Source organism: Mycoavidus sp. SF9855, assembly GCF_024582735.1.
Lineage (GTDB): Bacteria > Pseudomonadota > Gammaproteobacteria > Burkholderiales > Burkholderiaceae > Mycoavidus.
Genome location: NZ_CP102085.1, coordinates 340,001 through 360,002, shown reverse-complemented (window position 1 = coordinate 360,002; position 20,002 = coordinate 340,001). Strand labels below are relative to the sequence as shown.

At 49.3% G+C, this 20,002-nt stretch carries 16 protein-coding genes and 2 rRNA genes (1 of these 18 only partly in view); 2 read left to right on the top strand and 16 right to left on the bottom strand.

Annotated features, from left to right (window positions below; genetic code table 11):
• Nucleotides 1–22 precede the first annotated feature (22 nt).
• Nucleotides 23–1,210 (top strand): acetylornithine transaminase, encoded by a 1,188-nt coding sequence (locus NQD60_RS01620; RefSeq protein WP_257100791.1) that lies wholly within the window; start codon nt 23–25, stop codon nt 1,208–1,210.
• Nucleotides 1,211–1,372: 162 nt separating this feature from the next.
• Here the strand turns inward: NQD60_RS01620 and NQD60_RS01615 are convergent, their stop codons facing one another.
• The 5 genes from NQD60_RS01615 to NQD60_RS01595 all read right to left on the bottom strand — a co-directional run bounded on the left by NQD60_RS01615 (nt 1,373) and on the right by NQD60_RS01595 (nt 5,968).
• Entirely contained in the window at nt 1,373–2,098 is a 726-nt protein-coding gene (locus NQD60_RS01615) for an amino acid ABC transporter ATP-binding protein (RefSeq protein WP_257100790.1), read from the bottom strand.
• Nucleotides 2,095–2,772 (bottom strand): glutamate/aspartate ABC transporter permease GltK, encoded by a 678-nt coding sequence (gltK, locus tag NQD60_RS01610; RefSeq protein ID WP_257100789.1) that lies wholly within the window; start codon nt 2,770–2,772, stop codon nt 2,095–2,097. Before gltK ends, NQD60_RS01615 begins: the two co-directional genes overlap by 4 nt.
• Entirely contained in the window at nt 2,772–3,512 is a 741-nt protein-coding gene (locus NQD60_RS01605) for an amino acid ABC transporter permease (protein ID WP_257100788.1), read from the bottom strand. Before NQD60_RS01605 ends, gltK begins: the two co-directional genes overlap by 1 nt.
• A 179-nt stretch (nt 3,513–3,691) precedes the next feature.
• Nucleotides 3,692–4,609, bottom strand: coding sequence for a glutamate/aspartate ABC transporter substrate-binding protein (locus NQD60_RS01600; RefSeq protein WP_257100787.1), 918 nt, complete (start codon nt 4,607–4,609; stop codon nt 3,692–3,694).
• Between the two features lie 75 nt (nt 4,610–4,684).
• Nucleotides 4,685–5,968 carry a Glu/Leu/Phe/Val dehydrogenase gene (locus NQD60_RS01595; protein WP_257100786.1) on the bottom strand — a complete coding sequence of 428 codons (1,284 nt, stop codon included), beginning with the start codon at nt 5,966–5,968 and terminating at the stop codon, nt 4,685–4,687.
• Nucleotides 5,969–6,155: 187 nt separating this feature from the next.
• Here NQD60_RS01595 and NQD60_RS01590 point away from each other — a divergent pair, with 187 nt between their 5' ends.
• Nucleotides 6,156–6,554: an acyl-CoA thioesterase gene (locus NQD60_RS01590; RefSeq protein WP_257100785.1), complete on the top strand. Its 399-nt coding sequence runs from the start codon at nt 6,156–6,158 to the stop codon at nt 6,552–6,554.
• A gap of 43 nt (nt 6,555–6,597) precedes the next feature.
• On the opposite strand, the gene NQD60_RS01585 is transcribed toward NQD60_RS01590, so the two are convergent.
• The 11 genes from NQD60_RS01585 to NQD60_RS01535 all read right to left on the bottom strand — a co-directional run.
• Nucleotides 6,598–7,797 (bottom strand): acetyl-CoA C-acyltransferase, encoded by a 1,200-nt coding sequence (locus NQD60_RS01585; RefSeq protein WP_257100784.1) that lies wholly within the window; start codon nt 7,795–7,797, stop codon nt 6,598–6,600.
• Between the two features lie 13 nt (nt 7,798–7,810).
• Complete coding sequence (locus NQD60_RS01580) at nt 7,811–10,231, bottom strand: 3-hydroxyacyl-CoA dehydrogenase/enoyl-CoA hydratase family protein (RefSeq protein WP_257100783.1); 2,421 nt, start codon at nt 10,229–10,231, stop codon at nt 7,811–7,813.
• A gap of 101 nt (nt 10,232–10,332) precedes the next feature.
• Nucleotides 10,333–12,117 (bottom strand): acyl-CoA dehydrogenase C-terminal domain-containing protein, encoded by a 1,785-nt coding sequence (locus NQD60_RS01575; RefSeq protein WP_257100782.1) that lies wholly within the window; start codon nt 12,115–12,117, stop codon nt 10,333–10,335.
• A 37-nt stretch (nt 12,118–12,154) separates the two neighbouring features.
• Nucleotides 12,155–12,631, bottom strand: a complete 477-nt coding sequence (nudB, locus tag NQD60_RS01570) for a dihydroneopterin triphosphate diphosphatase (protein WP_257100781.1) — start codon at nt 12,629–12,631, stop codon at nt 12,155–12,157.
• A 21-nt stretch (nt 12,632–12,652) separates the two neighbouring features.
• Entirely contained in the window at nt 12,653–14,455 is a 1,803-nt protein-coding gene (gene aspS / locus NQD60_RS01565; protein WP_257101229.1) for an aspartate--tRNA ligase, read from the bottom strand.
• A gap of 109 nt (nt 14,456–14,564) precedes the next feature.
• A complete protein-coding gene (locus tag NQD60_RS01560; RefSeq protein WP_257101228.1) occupies nt 14,565–15,203 on the bottom strand; it encodes a DUF502 domain-containing protein in 639 nt (212 codons plus the stop codon).
• Nucleotides 15,204–15,205: 2 nt separating this feature from the next.
• The gene (locus tag NQD60_RS01555) at nt 15,206–15,559 is read right to left on the bottom strand and encodes an FmdB family zinc ribbon protein (protein ID WP_257100780.1); all 354 of its coding nucleotides are present in this window, start codon (nt 15,557–15,559) and stop codon (nt 15,206–15,208) included.
• A gap of 28 nt (nt 15,560–15,587) precedes the next feature.
• A complete protein-coding gene (gene ubiB, locus NQD60_RS01550) occupies nt 15,588–17,138 on the bottom strand; it encodes a ubiquinone biosynthesis regulatory protein kinase UbiB (protein WP_257100779.1) in 1,551 nt (516 codons plus the stop codon).
• On the bottom strand, nt 17,138–17,788 hold the full coding sequence (locus NQD60_RS01545; RefSeq protein WP_257100778.1) for an SCP2 domain-containing protein: 651 nt from the start codon (nt 17,786–17,788) through the stop codon (nt 17,138–17,140). The genes ubiB and NQD60_RS01545 overlap by 1 nt, the downstream gene beginning before the upstream one ends.
• A gap of 346 nt (nt 17,789–18,134) precedes the next feature.
• A 5S ribosomal RNA gene (rrf, locus tag NQD60_RS01540) occupies nt 18,135–18,248 on the bottom strand.
• An 88-nt stretch (nt 18,249–18,336) separates the two neighbouring features.
• A 23S ribosomal RNA gene (locus NQD60_RS01535) occupies nt 18,337–20,002 on the bottom strand; it runs 1,215 nt beyond the window's last position.

The following is a 20,002-nucleotide window of genomic DNA, read 5'->3' as shown; positions in this document are numbered from 1 at the left end:
CAGTGTTTAATGGAATTTGAAGATGCATTTTAATGACTACCCCACTCGCTCGCTGATGACCATCACTAACCGGCCTGAGCTTGTTTTTACGCGTGGCGAAGGTGCTTGGTTATACGATAGCGAAGGTAAGCGTTATCTCGATTTTATTCAAGGTTGGGCCGTGAACTGCTTAGGCCATAGCCATAAAACAATGATCCACGCGCTCACCACACAAGCGCAAAGCTTAATTAATCCAGGCCCAGCATTTTATAACGCACCCTCGGCGCAACTTGCCGGCTTGCTGACTGATTTTAGCTGCTTTCAGAAAGTATTTTTTGCCAATAGCGGCGCTGAAGCGAATGAGGGCGCAATCAAATTGGCCCGCAAATGGGGGCGTAAATTTAAAAACGGCGCATACGAAATTATCACGTTTAATCATAGCTTCCATGGCCGGACATTGGCGACCATGTCTGCTAGCGGCAAACCCGGCTGGGACACCATGTATGCTCCGCAAGTAGCGGGCTTTCCAAAAGCTGAGCTCAACGATATTGCATCGGTTGCACGTTGCATTCATGACAAGACCGTTGCCATCATGCTAGAGCCCGTGCAGGGTGAAGCCGGCGTGATTGGCGCCACGCGCGAATTTATGCAGCAATTGCGCGCCCTCACGCAAAAACACCATCTGCTGTTAATTGTCGATGAGGTACAAACTGGCTGCGGTCGTACCGGCCAGCTCTTTGCCTACCAATGGTCAGATATTGAACCCGATATCATGACATTAGGTAAAGGCATCGGCGGCGGTGTGCCACTTGCCGCGCTGTTGGCGCGTGATGAAGTCGCTTGTTTCGAGGCTGGCGAACAGGGCGGTACCTATAATGGCAACCCTCTTATGTGCGCCGTAGGCGTTGCTATACTTGAACATATCAGTCAAGCAGATTTTTTGGCTGGCGTGCGCGAACGCGCTGCTTATTTTAGTGACGCCTTGCTGAAATTGTCTAATGAGTATGGTTTTGCCGGCGAACGCGGCGAGGGCCTGCTACGTGCACTATTGCTGGGTAAAGAGATTGGTCATGAAATCGTTGAAAAAGCTCGGGAACTCGAGCCAGCAGGCCTTTTGCTCAATGCACCGCGGCCTAACCTAATACGCTTTATGCCAGCGCTTAATGTCACTAAAGATGAAATTGATTTGATGCTTGTGATGCTACGTAAAGTGCTTGATTCAATTGTTTAAAATAAGATCAGCCAACATCATTTTCCGCCCTTCTAAGCTCTGAGCATAAAGGGCCATTCGTCAGCGCAGCCATTTTATTTCTTGGCGAATCATGCCTGCGCTATATAAATGTCAGATCAAATTAAATATAGACCCAAAGTGATAGGGCAAACACGTTTAAGTTCAATGCAAAATCTTCGCTAAAAATTCCTTTGCGCGCTCTGATTTTGGGTGTTCAAAGAATTCTTCTTTAGGCACATCTTCAACAATAGCGCCCTTGTCCATAAAGATCACGCGGTGGGCAACTTTTTTGGCAAACCCCATTTCGTGCGTGACGCACATCATGGTCATCCCTTCACGTGCAAGCTCAACCATCACATCAAGCACCTCATTGATCATCTCTGGATCAAGCGCGGAAGTCGGTTCATCAAACAACATCGCAATGGGGTCCATGGAGAGCGCACGAGCAATCGCCACCCGCTGTTGCTGACCACCCGATAGCTGTCCCGGATATTTATCCGCATGTGCGCTCAGGCCAACTCGCTGCAGCAACTTGATGCCTTTTGCCCTAGCCTCCTCTGCACTGCGGCCGAGCACCTTAACCTGTGCCAGCGTTAGATTCTCCGTGATCGATAAATGTGGAAACAGTTCAAAATGCTGAAAAACCATGCCGACTTTGGCCCGTAGTTTAGACAAATTGGTTTCCTTGGCCCTCACTGACTGACCATCAAGCCAAATCTCACCTTGTTGGAATGGCTCAAGGCCATTAACCGTTTTAATCAAGGTCGATTTGCCAGAGCCAGAGGGTCCGCATACCACCACGACCTCGCCCTGCTTCACTTCAGTACTACAATCAGTTAGCACCTGAAATGGGCCATACCATTTAGAAACGCTTTTAAGAGAAATCATCTTGCATACCTTTTTTGAAAACGCCCGACGAGAGTGGAGGCAAACAAGCAAATAACAAAATAACATGCCCCCGCAAAGAGCACCATCTCAACCAGTTGCCCATCGCGTTCACCAATATTGGTCGCCGTGCGGAAAAAATCTGCCAGGCCGATGACATAGACCAAAGCCGTATCCTGAAAGAGTACAATGCCCTGCGTTAAGAGTAACGGCACCATGGCACGAAAAGCCTGGGGCAAAACCACTAGACGCATCGATTGCATATAGGTCATACCGAGCGCATTAGCCGCATAGACCTGCCCACGCGGGACACTCTGAATGCCCGCGCGAATGATTTCCGAATAATAAGCCGCCTCAAACAAAGAAAATGCAATAATTGCTGAAGCAAAGCGGATATCGATATCAGGCGGCAAATCAAGCAAAGATTTGAGCAATTGCGGCACCAATAGAAAAAACCATAAAAGCACCATCACTAACGGAATCGAGCGGAAAATCGTCACGTATAGTTGCGCAAACCAAGCAAGCGGCTTGATTGATGAAAGTCTCAATAACGCCAGGATGGCTCCCCAAACAATGCCAACAATAACAGCTGCGACTGTGATTTGGACTGTGATGAGCATGCCCTGCGCTAAGGTAGGCAGAGAAGATGCAATTCCGCTCCAATTAAATTGATACATTATTTCCCTCCAATTTGACCTGGCAACCTGGAGGTCCTTTCAACCCAATGCATAAAAAGCATTACGGTCGCATTAATCAGAGCATAAGAAGCGGTCACTACAATGAAAGACTCGTAGGTATGCGCTGTATAATCACTGAGTTGGCGCGCTTGTGCGGAAAGTTCGAGTAAACCAATGGTGGCAGCAACCGCTGAATTCTTAAAAATATTCAAAAATTCAGACGTTAAAGGCGGCACAATAATTCGATACGCATTCGGTACTAAAACATAGCGATAGGTTTGCGGCAGTGTAAACCCGAGCGCGAGGGCAGCATTTTTTTGGCCGGGCGGCAGGGCATGAATACCTGTTCTCACCTGCTCGCAAATCCGCGCGCCGGTAAATAAGCCAAGGCAAATCACAGCTGATGAAAAAAATTGCACCGTGGGCGGCAATCCTTTGAACCAAGCGCCCAGTGACGGAGGCACAAGCTCTGGCAGCACAAAATACCAGATAAAAAATTGCACAAGCAAGGGGATGTTGCGAAACACCGCGACATAAATAGCGCCGCTGCTTGCTAACCATTTATTGGGTAACGTGCGCAATATGCCAAATAGGGAGCCAGCGATAAGCGCGATGATCCAGGCCGCTAAAGAGAGCGTAACAGTGACCTTCAGTCCATCAATGAACCAACCGAGATACGTCGTTAGCTCGCCGGTGGACACAGCACTTAGCAAAATGCCCCAATTCCATTGATAACTCATAACCCTTAGATTGCTATAGAAACAGTACTTTAAGACAGTTCTTTTCCTGTTTCATACTATCCAGGCCTAACTTTCCCAGCTGCGTCCGAGGCCCTCTCGAACGCAGCACCACCATTGCTGGTAAGTCTCATAACGGGTAGGGCAGTGATGGTTGCCAGCCACTATACGAACAAACTGGCTTAACCTTTCGCCTGATCATTCGGACTCTTGAACAATGCTTTGAGTTCTTCGCTTTGCGGGAAGTTCAAATTTAGATTACGAGGAGGAATGGGTTTTTGAAACCATTTTTGATAAATCTTAATAGCTTCGCCTGAAGTTTGCAGTTTAGCAATGGTGTCATCAACCAACTTTTTGAATGCCGGGTCATTTTTGCGCAACATACAACCATAGGCTTCTTGTGATTGCGGCGTACCCACAATCACAAACCTGCTAGGGTCTTTTGCTTTAGCACGCTCTCCTGCAAGTAACGCATCATCCATCATAAACGCTACCGCACGGCCTGTTTCTAACATCAAGAACGCCTCGCTATGATCTTTTGCGCTAATGATCTTCAGGCCGAGCTTCTTTGCTTGATTCATTGCGCGCAAAATGCGTTCAGATGTAGTACCCGCTGTGGTCGCTACCGTCTTACCCTGCAAATCAGCAAAATCCTTGACACCTGAATCAACACGTGTGAGCAGCCGCGTGTTGACGACAAAAATCGTGTTGGAAAATGCAGCTTGCTGCTGCCGCGCAAGATTGTTTGTGGTGGAACCGCATTCAAGGTCAATCGTACCGTTTTGCAGCAATGGAATCCGGTTTTGAGACGTGATCGACGTGAGTTTCACATCTAGATGCGGTTTATTAAGCTCTTGCTCAATTGCCTTAACAATCTGCATCGCGTATTCGTGTGCATAGCCCACCACCCGCTGGTTCTCAGCATAATAGGAAAAAGGAATGGACGATTCCCTGTGCCCCAATGAAACCGTGCCCGTATCCCTAATTTTTTGCAAAGTGCCCGTCGTACTAGCACTCTGCGCCTGTGCATAAGAGAACGTTAGCGTACCTGCCGCCACACCTGCCGTCATCAATGCCGTTACTATTTTTTTAAACTTCATACTAAGTCCCCCTTCTGAAAAATAGATTATATATCCCAAATGGTTTATTTATAAAGTAAAAAGTTTAAATATATCTCAAGGATACAGTCCACGCATCTCCCTGGCCATTAAAATTCTTGTACATGCAACAATATAAGCCGCTGTACGCACCGAGACCTTGTGTTCAAGCGCAACTTGCCATATAGATGCGAACGCTTCACGCATCACGCGCTCAAGACGGTGATTAATTTCGTCTTCGCTCCAAAAAAAACTGGAGAAATCCTGCACCCATTCAAAGTATGAAACGGTCACCCCACCTGCATTTGCGATAACGTCAGGAATCACAAGAATGCCATGCTCGTTCAGAATATCGTCAGCCAATGGTGTCGTTGGCCCATTTGCGCCTTCGACCACAATCTTAGTGCGAATCCGTGGTGCATTTTTTTCAGTGATTTGCCCTTCTAGTGCAGCCGGAATCAAAATATCGGTTTCAAGCCCCCAAAACTCATCCGCAGCTAGCGGCTCGGCGCCTGTGAAACCCACAATGCCGCCCGTTTGAGCAACGTGCTCAAACAATTTAAGCACTTCAATCCCAGCTGACCGGTAAAGAGTGCCCGTATGATCTTGTACTGCTACGATTTTGGCGCCCGCGTCAGAAAAAAGCCGCGCAGCAATCCCGCCAACGTTACCAAAACCTTGAATTGCAATCCGTGCTCCAGCGATGTCCAAACCAATTTGGCGCGCACTCTCGCAGGCTACGACGAAAACCCCGCGGGCAGTCGCTTCTTTACGTCCAAGACTGCCGCCTAGCGCAATCGGCTTGCCCGTTACCACACCCGTTGCGGTACGTCCTTGATTCATCGAATACGTATCCATCATCCATGCCATCACTTGCTCATTAGTGTTGACATCAGGCGCTGGAATATCCGTGTTAGGACCAATAATGAAATTGATTTCACTGGTGTAGCGACGGGTCATCCGCTCGAGTTCACCGCGTGAAAGTCTCCGCGGATCAACCCGGATTCCGCCTTTTGCGCCACCGTATGGGACATTCACTGCCGCATTCTTGATCGACATCCAGGCAGACAGCGCCATCACTTCAGATAGCGTCACGTCTTGGTGGTAGCGTAACCCGCCCTTGCCAGGACCTCTTGAAGTATTGTGCTGCACGCGATACCCTTCAAAATGGGCAACGGTGCCATTATCAAGCTCGATAGGCACATCAACGATCAGCGCGCGCTTAGGTCGCTTAAGAGTTTCGATCCAGCGCGACAATGAGCCTAGATAAGGTGTAACGCGGTCAATCTGTTGTAAATAAGTGCCCCATGGGCCAAGTTCATCTTGCTGAAGGTAAGATGGTAATACATGATGTTGCGACATAAACTTCCTTAATCCCCGGAAAAAAGTTGCGCGCTGGTTAAAAAAAAGTTTATAAACCTTGCGCTTTAGTTGCGGCTTACGCTCAAAATTTTGATATTGTCTCAGAATGATTGACTATTTATCCAAAGTACGCGAAAACTAAGTCCGAAAACTGAAACATTAGTGTAAATAACAACGGAAATAAAACATGCATTCACTCCCTCACCTCCCACATGGCAAAACCCTCGCTTTACGCGTGGTGCCACAATCTTCTAACGCGACTATACATGGTGACGTATTCGGCAGCTGGATTATGGAGCAAGTGAATATTGCCGGCTCGATTCCAGCGACGCGCCGCGCACAAGGCCAGGTGGTCACTGTGGCCATCAATTCCTTGGTTTTTAAGCAACCGGTGTTTGTTGACGATTTGCTTAGCTTTTACGCAGACATCGCCAAAACTGGCAACACCTCGGTCACGGTATCGGTCGAAGTGTACGCGCAGCGGCCCAATTTTGCGGAAGAGATTTTCAAAGTAGCAGAAGCTACGCTCATCTATGTCGCCACAGATAGCGACCGCCGACCGCGCGCATTGCCAGCACCAAATTGAGTGCATCACAAGCTCACTCGAGCTTGTGATGCACTCAATCCACTCAAACTCGCTCGAGAATGCCCGCGGCGCCCATGCCCGCGCCCACGCACATGGTGACCATACCGTATTTAAGGGAGTGTCGGCGCAGTGCATGCACAACTGTGGTAGCGCGAATTGCACCCGTGGCGCCCAATGGATGACCTAACGCTATCGCCCCGCCGAGTGGATTCACTTTTTTAGGATCAAGCTTAAGCTCCTCTATGACGGCCAGCGATTGTGCAGCAAATGCCTCGTTCAACTCAATCCAGTCGAGTTGGTCCTGCTTAAGCCCTGCTGCTTTTAAAGCAGCCGGAATGGCTTCTCTCGGGCCGATCCCCATAATCTCGGGCGGTACGCCCCGCACCGCAAAACTCACAAAACGCGCCAGCGGAGTGAGATTGAATTGCTTAAGTATTTTTTCCGAAACCACCAGCAGCGCAGCAGCGCCATCTGACATTTGCGAGCTATTTCCAGCCGTGACTGAACCACCATTCGCAAACACGGGTTTCAGCTTAGCAAGCGCCTCCAGCGAAGTATCGGCACGAGGTCCCTCATCCTGCGACGTGAGTTGCTTTCTTAAATCAAGCTCGCGCCGATTAAGGTCTGGGAAACGCTCGATCACCTCAAACGGCGCCACTTCGTCATTGAATTCGCCGGTAGCTTGCGCCTGCAATGCTTTTTGATGAGAGGCAAATGAAAAAAGGTCCTGCGCATCGCGTTTAATGTTCCAGCGTTGCGCCACTCTTTCAGCCGTCAAGCCCATGCCGTACGCCAGTCCAAGATGTTCATCTCGTTCAAAGATATGCGGCGAAACGGATGGAGTATTGCCCATCATCGGCACCATGCTCATCGATTCCACACCGCCGGCAATCAATGCATCCGCCTCACCGACGCGGATGCGATCTGCGGCCATGGCAAGTGCAGTTACGCCAGAAGCACAATAACGGTTCACCGTTACACCTCCTACACTGACTGGCAACCCTGCCAACAATGCGCTGACACGCGCGATATTCAGCCCTTGTTCAGCTTCTGGAAACGCACAGCCAATCATCACATCTTCAATGACGTGTAGATCAAGCTCGGGTACTTGCGCCACCACCGCTCGTATGGCGTGAATCAATAATTCTTCTGGCCGCGTATTCCTGAATGTTCCACGCGGCGCTTTGCCAATGGGTGTACGGTTAGCCGCAACGATATAGGCGTCTTGCACTTGTTTATTCATTTTTTTCGCTCCATCAATTACGCACAGGCTTACCCGTTTGCAGCATCCCTATAATCCGTTCTTGTGTCTTCTTCATGTCCAGTAATTCGACAAAAGCCGCGCGCTCAAGTTTAAGCAACCACGCTTCATCAACCAAACTTCCCATTTCGACCTCCCCGCCGCACAGCACTTCAGCAATTTTGCTGCTAATTAAGAAATCATGAACTGAAATAAAACCGCCATCGCGCAGATTCACCAGTTGCGCTTTAATCGTGGCAATCCCGGCTCGCCCCGCCACAGCAATGGCATGTACCGGCAAAGGCGCGCGCCAGCCCGCGTTTGCCAATGCGCGCGCTTCGCTAAGAGCTGTTGCCAGCAATTCGTGCAGATTAAATACAATCGTATCTGACGGCAACAGATAGCCAAACTCAATAGCTTCGAGTGCTGAGCTAGAGACCTTTGCCCGCGCAATATTCTCAAAAGGTTTAACTAGAAATTCAAGCAAATTTCTCTGGCCCAAGCGCCGAGCCGTTTCAGCTGCACGCAACGCCCCTTCTTTCAAGCCTCCTCCCGCAGGCAGCAAGCCAACCCCTACCTCCACCAGACCGATATAGCTTTCAAAATAGGCCACCCGCTTGGCGCTATGCATGACCAGTTCACACCCCCCGCCCAGGGCAATTCCTGCGATTGCTGGGACCACCGGCACAGCTGCATATTTCACACGCTGCATGGTTTGTTGGAACTGAGCAACGAAAGGTTCAATTTTTTTTGCTCCTCCCGCCATCAATGATGGTACCAACCCTTCCAAATTTGCCCCAGCTGAGAACGGCCCCGCTTGCAGTGCAGAGGGCTGCCAAACCACCAGACCGCGATGGTTTTGTTCGGCGAGCTCAATGGCTTGTACTATGCCATCTAAGACGGCTGGGCCAATTGTATTCATCTTGCTCTTAAACGAAACAATCGCGATATCATCCTGACCGGCACGTGCGTCAACCCATATACGCACCGCTTCATTTTCATGCAACGTTTTGCCAGCCGTGCGCGGATCGGCCGCAACCTCTCCGTTTAAGGGCGCGCGAAATACCTGTTTGGTATAGACTGCGAGCGCGCTACGTGGCACAAATGTACGTGCTTTAGGCGACCATGAGCCGGCTGTGTTATGCACGCCACCCTGTTCGGCGACGAGTCCATCTAGCGTCCATGCCGGCAATGGCGCTTTCGACAAAGCAACTCCCGCATCAATATCGGCCTGCACCCATTCGGCCAATTGGCGCCAGCCAGCTGCTTGCCAACTCTCAAAGGGGCCCTCGTTCCAACCAAACCCCCAGCGCACCGCGAAATCAAGATCACGCGCGTTATCCGCAATGTGCTCTAGATGTACGGCGCTGTAATGGAAAACATTACGGAAAATTGCCCACAAAAAACGCGCTTGAGGATGGGTAGATTCATGCAGCAATTTAAAACGCTCAGCAGGAGGTCGCTTTAAGATACGCTCAACTAAAGCATCTGCCCGTGCGCCGCTGGCAATATATGCGCCCTGTTTAGCGTCCAGTACTTTAATTAATTTACCTTCTTTTTTATAAAACCCTGCCCCGCTTTTTTGGCCAAGCGCACCTTGCGCAACCAATGCGCTAAGCACGGGAGGTTCGTTATAAATTGGAAAAAATGGATCATCAAGCAGATTATCTCGCATCGTTTTAATCACATGCGACACCGTATCTAAACCCACCACATCGGCGGTGCGAAAGGTCGCTGATTTAGCGCGGCCGAGCCGGCGACCGGTAAGATCATCAACCAGGTCAAAACCTAGCTCAAATTTTTCCGCTTCCTTGATTGTGGCTAGCACAGAAAAAACACCGACCCGATTGGCGATGAAATTCGGCGTATCTTTGGCACGGATGACACCCTTGCCTAAGGTGCTAGTTAGAAAGCTTTCAAGGCCATCTAGAATATCTGCACGTGTCTGTTGGGCGGGGATGAGCTCAACCAAATGCATATAACGCGGGGGATTAAAGAAATGCACGCCACAAAAACGGAATTTCAGCTCAGCATCTAAGCCTTCAGCAAGCGTGTTAATCGACAGCCCCGAAGTATTGGAGACAAAAATTGCATCATGACGAATGGCCGGCGCCACTTTTTTGTATAAATCATGTTTCCAATCAATACGCTCAGCAATCGCTTCAATCACCAAGTCACATGCGTTGAGTTTAGCGAGATCGTCCTCGTAGTTGGCTGGCTCAATATAAGAAGCGTCATGGCTCACGCCAAGCGGGGCCGGATTCAGTTTGCGCAAATGCGCGATGGCCTTTTGTGCAATTGAATTTTTAGGTCCTTGTTGAGCCGGCAAGTCAAAAAGTATTACAGGTACTTTTGCGTTGATTAAGTGGGCGGCAATCTGGCTCCCCATTACACCCGCGCCAAGCACAGCAACTTTTCGAATGCTTAAATGACCCACTTTTTTTCTCCGCAAAGATTGTACAGTTTTTTGCAATTATTTATCTCAATCAAACATAGCGTTGACAGCCAGTTTAACTCAACAACCCGTCCACTTTTTTATTAAAACCATGCTTCATCCAACTCCATCAGCGACTTTGCGCCGGCGCGCGCAGAACGGATTTGCCAAGCTGTTTCGGGTAATAGTTTGGCAAAATAAAAACGTGCCGTAGCAAGCTTAGCTTGATAAAAGGGATCGCCAGTCGCTTGTTTGTCCAGCGCAATCCGAGCGCTGCGCGCCCAAAAGTAGGCAAAAATCAAATGACCCACAACGCGTAAATAAGGCGTGGCTGCAGCCCCTATTTCATCGCGATCAGTGATTGCCTTCATGCCAATTTCCATCGTGAGTTTTTGTACTTTATCGCCGAGCTCGGCTAATGGATTCACGAACTCTTGCATTTCTGGCTTAACCCCTTCTTGCTCAATAAAATCCTGCACCAACGCACCAAATTTCTTCAGCTTAGCACCCATATCTGCCAAGACTTTTCGGCCCAGCAAATCAAGCGACTGAATGGTATTCGTGCCTTCATAAATTGTACCTATCCGCGCATCACGCACGTATTGCTCGCTGCCCCATTCACTGATATAGCCATGTCCGCCAAATATCTGCATACCCAAATTAGTGGCCTCGCAAGCATTGTCGGTTAAAAACGCTTTAACAATTGGGGTCAATAAGGCCACTAATTCTGCAGACTCAGTCCGCACTGCTTTATTGTGATGTGACCGCTCTTTATCAATTAAAAGCGCAACCCAGTATGCAAAAGCGCGACCGCCTTCGACATAGGCTTTTTGTGTGAGTAGCATACGGCGTACATCGGGATGCACAATGATCGGATCAGCCGGTTTATCTGGCGCTTTAGGGCCATTTAACGCACGCATTTGCAGCCGCTGCCGCGCATAAGCAAGTGAATTTTGATAAGCAACCTCGGTTAGGCCCAGCCCTTGCATACCGATCCCAAGCCGTGCTGCATTCATCATCACAAACATCGCATTGAGCCCTTTGTGCGGCTCTCCAGCCAACCAGCCGCGAGCGTTATCGAAGTTAATGACACAGGTCGCATTGGCATGAATACCCATTTTATGTTCGATTGAAGCACAGCTTACGCCATTACGCTCACCCACTTCACCATTGGCATCAGGCACAAACTTGGGGACTACGAATAGAGAAATGCCTTTGGTGCCAGCGGGTGCACCTGGCAAGCGCGCAAGCACCAAATGGATAATGTTTTCAGCCAGGTCATGCTCACCGCTCGAAATAAAAATTTTAGTGCCGCTGATCCGATATGAACCATCTACTTGAGGGTCTGCTTTGGTATAAAGTAGGCCAAGATCTGTGCCACAATGCGGCTCCGTCAAACACATCGTACCTGTCCAAACCCCTTCAGCCAGCTTGGGTAAGTAGTTTTTTTTCTGCTCTGGCGTGCCATGCGCATGTAGGCATTCATAAGCGCCATGCGAGAGACCTGGGTACATCGTCCACGCTTGATTAGCCGCGTTAAGCATTTCATAAAGCGCATTATTTACAAACACTGGCAAACCTTGGCCGCCATGCTCAGGGTCACAGGCAAGCGCCGGCCACCCTGCTTTTATGTAATTTTGATAAGCCGCTTTAAATCCTACAGGAGTGGTGACAACACCGTCGCTATAATGACAACCTTGTTGATCGCCACTATGGTTCAACGGAAATAACACTTCTTCACAAAATTTTCCCGCTTCAGCGAGCACCTGATCAATGGTGTCAGTATCAAGCCCAGCATGGGCGGGCAAATGCGCCAACTCAGCTTGCACATCAAGCAATTCATGTAAGACGAACTGCATATCACGCAAAGGTGCGGTGTACTGTCCCATTTTTTTCTCCTGTATGAAGTGCTTATTTATTAAGTCATTATATGGAAATTTTTGGCATCGAGCGCGCTGGCAGCTGTAAAATTGCGGCCCGATTCGATGGCGAGAAACAGCGTGCAGCGGCCTCGAGATACGGCAACCAAGTATAAGCGGTATGCTCGCGCGGCGCGAGCATGATTGCTATATCACGCGGCACTAAAAGTCCAAACCAATGCTCGGTGTTATGCGTGACATCTTTCGCGTAGCGATGGCGCCAGATCGGGTAAATTGGATATGCAACTTGCCAGTGCCAATTGACCAACGCATCAAGTGGCACTAGCGAACTGCCGATGACAATACCCGTTTCCTCAAGCACTTCACGTCTGGCAGTTTCATCGAGTGTTTCTTGCTGATGATCTTTCGAGCCAGTCACCGACTGCCAGAAACCTGGGTAGTCGGTACGCTCGATGAGCAGCACTTCAAGTTCGGCGGTGTAGATAACAATGAGTGCAGATTCCGGTAGCTTGTAAGAGTCCATGCTGAGCGTGCATTTTTTACTTTAAGCTTTAAGCGTCTCCGTCGAGCGCAGCCGGATATGCAACTCGCGTAGCTGGCGTTCATCCACTTCACTTGGCGCTTGCGTCAGTAGACATTGAGCGCGTTGCGTTTTTGGAAAAGCGATAACATCTCGAATTGAGTCAGCACCGGCCATCATAGTGACAACCCGGTCTAGGCCAAACGCAATGCCACCATGTGGTGGCGCACCGTACTGCAATGCCTCAAGCAAGAAACCAAATTTTTGTTGCGCCTCATCCGCATCAATGGCCAATGCCTCGAAGACTTTGCGCTGGATTTCTTCGCGATGAATCCGCACCGAGCCCCCTCCCAGCTCCCAGCCATTCATCACCATATCATACGCTTTTGCGGTACAACGGCCTGGGTCCGTCGCCAATAAATCAAGGTGCTCATCTTTTGGACTAGTGAATGGATGGTGACAAGCGACCCAGCGCGCCGCTTCGTCATCATATTCAAACATCGGAAAATCAACCACCCACAACGGTTGCCAGCCAGGTTCGAAGAACCCTTTCTCTGTGCCAAAAGGGGTGTAGCCGATTTTTAACCGCAAGGCGCCCAAACTATCATTGACGATCTTTGCACGATCCGCGCCAAAGAAAATCAAATCACCGTCTTGCGCACCCGTACGCTCAAGGATGGCAGCTAACGCCGCATCATGCAGATTTTTTACAATCGGACTTTGTAGACCTTCGCGGCCTTTTGCGGCTTCGTTGACTTTAATCCAAGCAAGCCCTTTCGCTCCATAAATGCGCACAAATTCAGTGTAACCGTCAATTTCGCCGCGCGATAACTGGCCACCTTGCGGTATACAGAGAGCGGCCACGCGGCCCGCGGCCATGTTGGCAGGTGCGCTGAAAACTTTAAAGTCAACGTCTTTCATCACATCGGTCAACTCAGTGAATTCAAGCTTAACGCGTAAATCAGGTTTATCCGAGCCGAAACGCCGCATTGCTTCAGCATAACTCATCACCGGGAATGACTCAGCGAGCGCAACCCCAATTGAGTTTTTAAAGACTGTACGGATCATCACCTCAAATAAATCACGAATTTCTTGCTCATTTAGAAATGATGTTTCGCAATCAATCTGCGTGAATTCAGGCTGACGATCCGCTCTTAAGTCTTCATCACGAAAGCATTTAACAATCTGATAGTAACGGTCAAACCCCGCGACCATTAGCAACTGCTTAAAAAGTTGCGGCGATTGAGGCAGTGCAAAGAAATGACCAGCATGCACACGTGAAGGCACTAAATAATCTCGAGCCCCTTCAGGTGTACTTTTAGTCAGCATTGGGGTTTCAATATCGATAAAGCCATGCTCATCAAGATAACGGCGCACTTCCATTGCAACGCGATAGCGCAATTTTAGATTGTGCTGCATCTGCGGGCGACGCAAATCAAGCACACGGTGGGTCAGACGAGTGGTTTCCGATAGCGTATCGTCATCCAACTGAAAAGGCGGTGTGGCGGACGCATTGAGCACAGTCAATTGCTGACAAACCACTTCGATTTTACCGCTAATAAGGTCAGTATTTTCTGCCCCTTCAGGCCGAGCCCGCACAGCGCCGTGCACCTGCACACAATATTCGTTCCGAATGCTTTCGGCAATTTCAAACATAGCCGGGCTATCGGGATCACAAACGACCTGTACTAAACCTTCTCGATCACGCAGGTCAATAAAAATTACCCCGCCATGATCGCGTCGGCGTTGCACCCAACCACAGAGTGAAACGGTTTTGCCCAACCAGGCTTCGGTTAACAAACCGCAATATTCAGTTCTCATCAACAGGAAATATTAGAAATAAAAGGAACGTAAGCAAAAATCACTTTGCCTACGCAAAAAGATTAAACTTTATGCAAAATATCAAACGCTGACTCACCCTAAGCGATGGCTAGCCTTATACCGTCGGCTCAATTGCACGGTGGTGCGGCACCAGTGGCGCAACCACCCCCATTGAGACGATGTATTTCAATGCGGCATCAACTGTCATATCAAGTTCAACTACATCCGCACGCGGCACTATAAGAAAAAAGCCCGAAGTTGGGTTGGGCGTGGTCGGCACATACACACTCGCGTAATCGCCCTTGATATGATTGACGATATCTCCGCCCGGGGTACCGGTGAGAAAGGCTATTGTGTACACGCCCTTACGCGGATATTCAATTAAAAGCGTTTTGCGAAACGCATTGCCATTGCTCGACAAGAGAGTATCAGAGACCTGTTTAACGCTCGTATAGAGCGGCCCGACCACCGGGATATGGCGTAGCAGTCCTTCCCACCATTGAACTAAAGCCTGACCAATAAAATTTTGCGTGAAAATACCCACGATCAAAATAAAGCCTACGCTCAAAACCGCTCCAATGCCAGGCAGATAAAAGCCCAACACACGCTCCGGTCGCCACGCCTCGGGTAATAAGGTCAAGGTTTGATCCAAAGTCCCAATGACCAAACCCAGCAGCCATAAAGTGATGGCAAGTGGAACTAAAACCAGTAAACCGGTTAAAAAATAAGTTTTCAGTGTGGCTTTTTTGATCATCATCATGATGGCTTTGTCAACGCAGGTGGAGATTGAGTTGTTTTATCTACAATTGGAGCGCTCACGCTAGCGGGTTTAGCTGTACTGTCGGCTGGGCCCGCCGCCTTAGCAGGCTCACTCGATTCTCCGCTTGGCTTTGTTTCACTTTTTTGTTTGGCTTCAGAAGCTTTAGCATTATCGCGAAAATCAGTGACATACCAGCCAGATCCTTTCAATTGAAAGCCGGCCGCGGTTAGCTGCTTACGCAACGTAGCTTGTCCACAAGCAGGACATTCGGTTAAAGGCGCAGCACTGACTTTTTGCAGCGCTTCATGTGGCTGATGACACGATTCACAACGGTAAGCGTAAATAGGCATAATGTATATTCCGGATTTAATTTATAGATTATAGCCAAAAGCATGCCGTCAGGCCCACTACCCCTGCCAACAGCCCTATCCATAACAAACGATTTGTGCGCTTTTGCTCAATCAATAGCTGCTGCACAAGCTCATGAGTATGTGTATGTTGCGGTGTCTTAGCCGCTGATGCCAAAACTTGGTGCACTAGGCGCGGCAGTTGCGGTAATGTTTTACTCCATTGAGGCGTCTCATATTTGAGACGCTCCAGCCAGCCACGCCAGCCGATTTGCTCCTTCATCCAACGCTCTAAATAAGGTTTTGCGGTTTGCCATAAATCAAGCTCTGGATCTAGCTCGCGTCCAAGTCCTTCGACATTTAACAAGGTTTTCTGCAGCAATACTAGTTGCGGCTGTATTTCTACGTGAAAGCGCCGTGATGTCTGGAAAAGACGTAACAAAACTTGCCCAAGCGAGAGATCTTTTAATGGCCGATCAAAATAAGGCTCACATACTGCACGAATCGCGCCCTCAAGTTCCTCTACGCGTGTCGCTGGTGGGACCCAACCAGACTCAAGGTGAAGCATGGCAACGCGATGATAGTCACGCTTAAAAAATGCCAGGAGATTCTGCGCAAAATAATTTTTATCAAAATCAGATAAAGCGCCCACAATCCCAAAGTCAAGCGCAATATAGCGTCCGAAATCCGCGCGATCAAGACTCACCTGAATATTGCCCGGATGCATATCTGCGTGAAAAAAACCATCCCGAAAAACTTGCGTAAAGAAAATTTCAACGCCCTCTCGCGCAAGCTTAGGAATATCGACACCCGCGGCGCGCAATTTTTCGACCTGACTAATTGGCACCCCGGTCATACGCTCCATCACCAGCACATTTGAGCGGCAAAAGTCCCAATACATTTCAGGCACAAGCAATAAACCACTGCCGGCAAAATTGCGCCGTAACTGGCTTGCATTTGCGGCCTCTCGCATCAGGTCAAGCTCATCGTGTAAGTGTTTATCGAGTTCGGCGACCACTTCGCGTGGCTTAAGCCGTTTGCCATCCGTCCATAAACGCTCGATCCAGCAAGCAAGTTTATTTAATAATGCAAGGTCGCTTTCTATTACCGTTAACATGCCGGGTCGCAGCACTTTCACGGCCACTTCCTTGCCCGCATATTTACCGATTTTCAGATTTGCAAAATGGACTTGAGCGATAGATGCACTCGCCACTGGAACACGCTCAAATTGATCAAAAACAGTATCGATTGATTGGCCGAGCGCTTTCTCGATGAGTTCTATTGCAAGCTGTGAATCAAAGGGTGGCACCTGGTCTTGCAATTTAGCAAGTTCATACGCAATATCGGGTGCGAGTAAATCACGCCGCGTCGACAAAATTTGTCCGAATTTAACAAAAATCGGACCAAGAGTCTCAAGCGCAAGCCGCAAGCGTACACCACGCGGCAGATCAAATTTACGCCCTACAGTCAGGACCCGAAGCGTAAATTTGACCCAGCGATATTTAAAATGCGACAACGCAACTTGGTCTAAGCCAAAGCGCAAGCAGGTGAAAATAATTTTCCAAGAACGCAGCAGTTGCATTAGTTAGAAACCCTATGAGGGAACGTATCGATTGGCATCCGTACTTTCATTTTTTGCTCAATTTGGATTACGCGTTTTTCAAGACGGGCCGCATCATCATTCAAGTTAACGATATCCACTTCAAAACTATTGAGCATTGCATCGCGCACCAGTTTCGGGTCTTCATCAAACAGATATTCAGTCACAGCTTCAAGCAAATTGCGCCCGCTATTCCGTAACTGTTGCTGCAACATTCGTGTCGTTCGCATCAGGCGATATGCAGGAGCATCGCCAATCAGCTGCGCTAATGTCTCTTCAGGTTCCCAACGCAGATGCTCGGCAAGCTGTGCCAAGAGTGTGGCAAATTCAGCATCGCCCTTTATTTTCACTTGTTTCATCACGGCCGCACGCCCTTTAAATAAAGAAGCAAAAAGCGCAGCAGACGGCAAAGTAATAGAAACATCACAGGGTGGCGCTTCGAGTGCCATTTGCTCGTTTAGTTCATCTACACTCACTCGTCCATCTCTTTGCACGGTCAGGACCATCAGCAGCGGCGGCGTAGCCACACAAGCTTTACGGCCAGCATAAGGCATCAGGCGCGCACGTGCCCATGCTTCATGGCTTAGCAAGTAATTAATGGCAGTAGCGACCGAATGTGCAGCGATAGACATAAAGAAAAAAGCGATATAACAAACCTTAAAACGCACTCCGAGGCAGTATTGTAGCCCATGGCTAAGAGACTCATGACGTTAACCGTGAAAACCCTCTGCTTAATTTTAAAGAGCCTAGATGAAGCTCAATTATTGACTCGATATTTCGTTTAAGTTTTCTAGGTTGAAGACCGAAAAGACGCGCGTTATTCTAAATGTGATTGTGGCGCGTGAAGGGAATGTCTGATGAATATAAAAAGGCGGATAAATATCGTTGAGATGATATAGAAAGGAAAACGCATCAAAAAGAAACGAATAAAACACAAAAAGCCTCCCTTGTGGGGAGGCTTTTTGGTTAAAGAGAGAAGCCTGACGATGTCCTACTTTCACACGGGTAATCCGCACTATCATCGGCGTGGAGTTGTTTCACGGCCCTGTTCGAGATGGGAAGGGGTGGTTCCAACACGCTATGGTCATCAGGCGTAAAGGGTAGAAGAACTGAGAGCGATCTCAATTCATCAAAAAGGGGGGAAGAAGTAATTAGGTAATAGATAAGACACACAAGTTATAGGGTCAAGCCTCACGGGCGATTAGTACTGGTTAGCTAAGCACATTACTGTGCGTACACACCCAGCCTATCGACGTCCTGGTCTCGAACGACCCTTCAGGGGAATCGAATTCCCGGGAAATCTCATCTCGAGGCGAGTTTCCCGCTTAGATGCTTTCAGCGGTTATCTCTTCCGAACATAGCTACCCGGCGATGCCACTGGCGTGACAACCGGTACACCAGAGGTTCGTCCACTCCGGTCCTCTCGTACTAGGAGCAGGTCCTCTCAAATTTCCAGCGCCCACGGCAGATAGGGACCAAACTGTCTCACGACGTTTTAAACCCAGCTCACGTACCTCTTTAAATGGCGAACAGCCATACCCTTGGGACCGGCTACAGCCCCAGGATGAGATGAGCCGACATCGAGGTGCCAAACACCGCCGTCGATATGAACTCTTGGGCGGTATCAGCCTGTTATCCCCAGAGTACCTTTTATCCGTTGAGCGATGGCCCTTCCATACAGAACCACCGGATCACTATGACCTGCTTTCGCACCTGTTCGACGTGTCAGTCTCACAGTTAAGCACGCTTATGCCATTGCACTATCAGTACGATTTCCGACCGTACCTAGCGTACCTTCGTACTCCTCCGTTACGCTTTGGGAGGAGACCGCCCCAGTCAAACTGCCCACCATGCACTGTTCCCGACCCGGATTACGGGCCAAGGTTAGAACCGCAAACAAACCAGGGTGGTATTTCAAGGTTGGCTCCACGCAAACTAGCGTTCACGCTTCAAAGCCTCCCACCTATCCTACACAGACCGGTTCACAGTTCAATACAAAGCTACAGTAAAGGTTCATGGGGTCTTTCCGTCTAGCCGCGGGTAGATTGCATCATCACAAACATTTCAACTTCGCTGAGTCTCGGGAGGAGACAGTGTGGCCATCGTTACGCCATTCGTGCAGGTCGGAACTTACCCGACAAGGAATTTCGCTACCTTAGGACCGTTATAGTTACGGCCGCCGTTTACCGGGACTTCAATCAAGAGCTTGCACCCCATCATTTAATCTTCCGGCACCGGGCAGGCGTCACACCCTATACGTCCACTTTCGTGTTTGCAGAGTGCTGTGTTTTTATTAAACAGTCGCAGCCACCAATTTTTTGCAACCCTTTCTCCCTTCTGGCGCAGGCCAGTCAAGATACCAGGGCGTACCTTATCCCGAAGTTACGGTACCAATTTGCCGAGTTCCTTCTCCCGAGTTCTCTCAAGCGCCTTAGAATACTCATCTCGCCCACCTGTGTCGGTTTGCGGTACGGTCGTCATTAGACTGAAGCTTAGAGGCTTTTCTTGGAACCACTTCCAATTGCTTCGCAAACTCACGTTTGCTCGCCCCACATCCTTGAATTCCGCGCCCGGATTTGCCTAAGCGCCTTCTCTAATGCAGGGACCGGGACATCCAACACCCGGACAACCTTTAGCGATCCGTCCCCCCATCGCATCTAACGACGGTGCAGGAATATTAACCTGCTTCCCATCAGCTACGCATTTCTGCCTCACCTTAGGGGCCGACTCACCCTACGCCGATGAACGTTGCGTAGGAAACCTTGGGCTTTCGGCGAGGGGGCTTTTCACCCCCTTTATCGCTACTCATGTCAGCATTCGCACTTCTGATACCTCCAGCATACCTT

Bases quoted from the DNA above. Each gene is read 5' to 3' on its own strand.
- NQD60_RS01590 (WP_257100785.1), top strand. From the start codon at position 6,156: ATGCATTCACTCCCTCACCTCCCACATGGCAAAACCCTCGCTTTACGC.
- NQD60_RS01605 (WP_257100788.1), bottom strand. From the start codon at position 3,512: ATGAGTTATCAATGGAATTGGGGCATTTTGCTAAGTGCTGTGTCCACC.
- NQD60_RS01595 (WP_257100786.1), bottom strand. From the start codon at position 5,968: ATGTCGCAACATCATGTATTACCATCTTACCTTCAGCAAGATGAACTT.
- NQD60_RS01600 (WP_257100787.1), bottom strand. From the start codon at position 4,609: ATGAAGTTTAAAAAAATAGTAACGGCATTGATGACGGCAGGTGTGGCG.
- NQD60_RS01560 (WP_257101228.1), bottom strand. From the start codon at position 15,203: ATGATCAAAAAAGCCACACTGAAAACTTATTTTTTAACCGGTTTACTG.
- NQD60_RS01555 (WP_257100780.1), bottom strand. From the start codon at position 15,559: ATGCCTATTTACGCTTACCGTTGTGAATCGTGTCATCAGCCACATGAA.
- ubiB (WP_257100779.1), bottom strand. From the start codon at position 17,138: ATGCAACTGCTGCGTTCTTGGAAAATTATTTTCACCTGCTTGCGCTTT.
- NQD60_RS01575 (WP_257100782.1), bottom strand. From the start codon at position 12,117: ATGGGACAGTACACCGCACCTTTGCGTGATATGCAGTTCGTCTTACAT.
- NQD60_RS01585 (WP_257100784.1), bottom strand. From the start codon at position 7,797: ATGAATAAACAAGTGCAAGACGCCTATATCGTTGCGGCTAACCGTACA.
- NQD60_RS01615 (WP_257100790.1), bottom strand. From the start codon at position 2,098: ATGATTTCTCTTAAAAGCGTTTCTAAATGGTATGGCCCATTTCAGGTG.
- nudB (WP_257100781.1), bottom strand. From the start codon at position 12,631: ATGGACTCTTACAAGCTACCGGAATCTGCACTCATTGTTATCTACACC.
- NQD60_RS01620 (WP_257100791.1), top strand. From the start codon at position 23: ATGCATTTTAATGACTACCCCACTCGCTCGCTGATGACCATCACTAAC.
- NQD60_RS01545 (WP_257100778.1), bottom strand. From the start codon at position 17,788: ATGTCTATCGCTGCACATTCGGTCGCTACTGCCATTAATTACTTGCTA.
- gltK (WP_257100789.1), bottom strand. From the start codon at position 2,772: ATGTATCAATTTAATTGGAGCGGAATTGCATCTTCTCTGCCTACCTTA.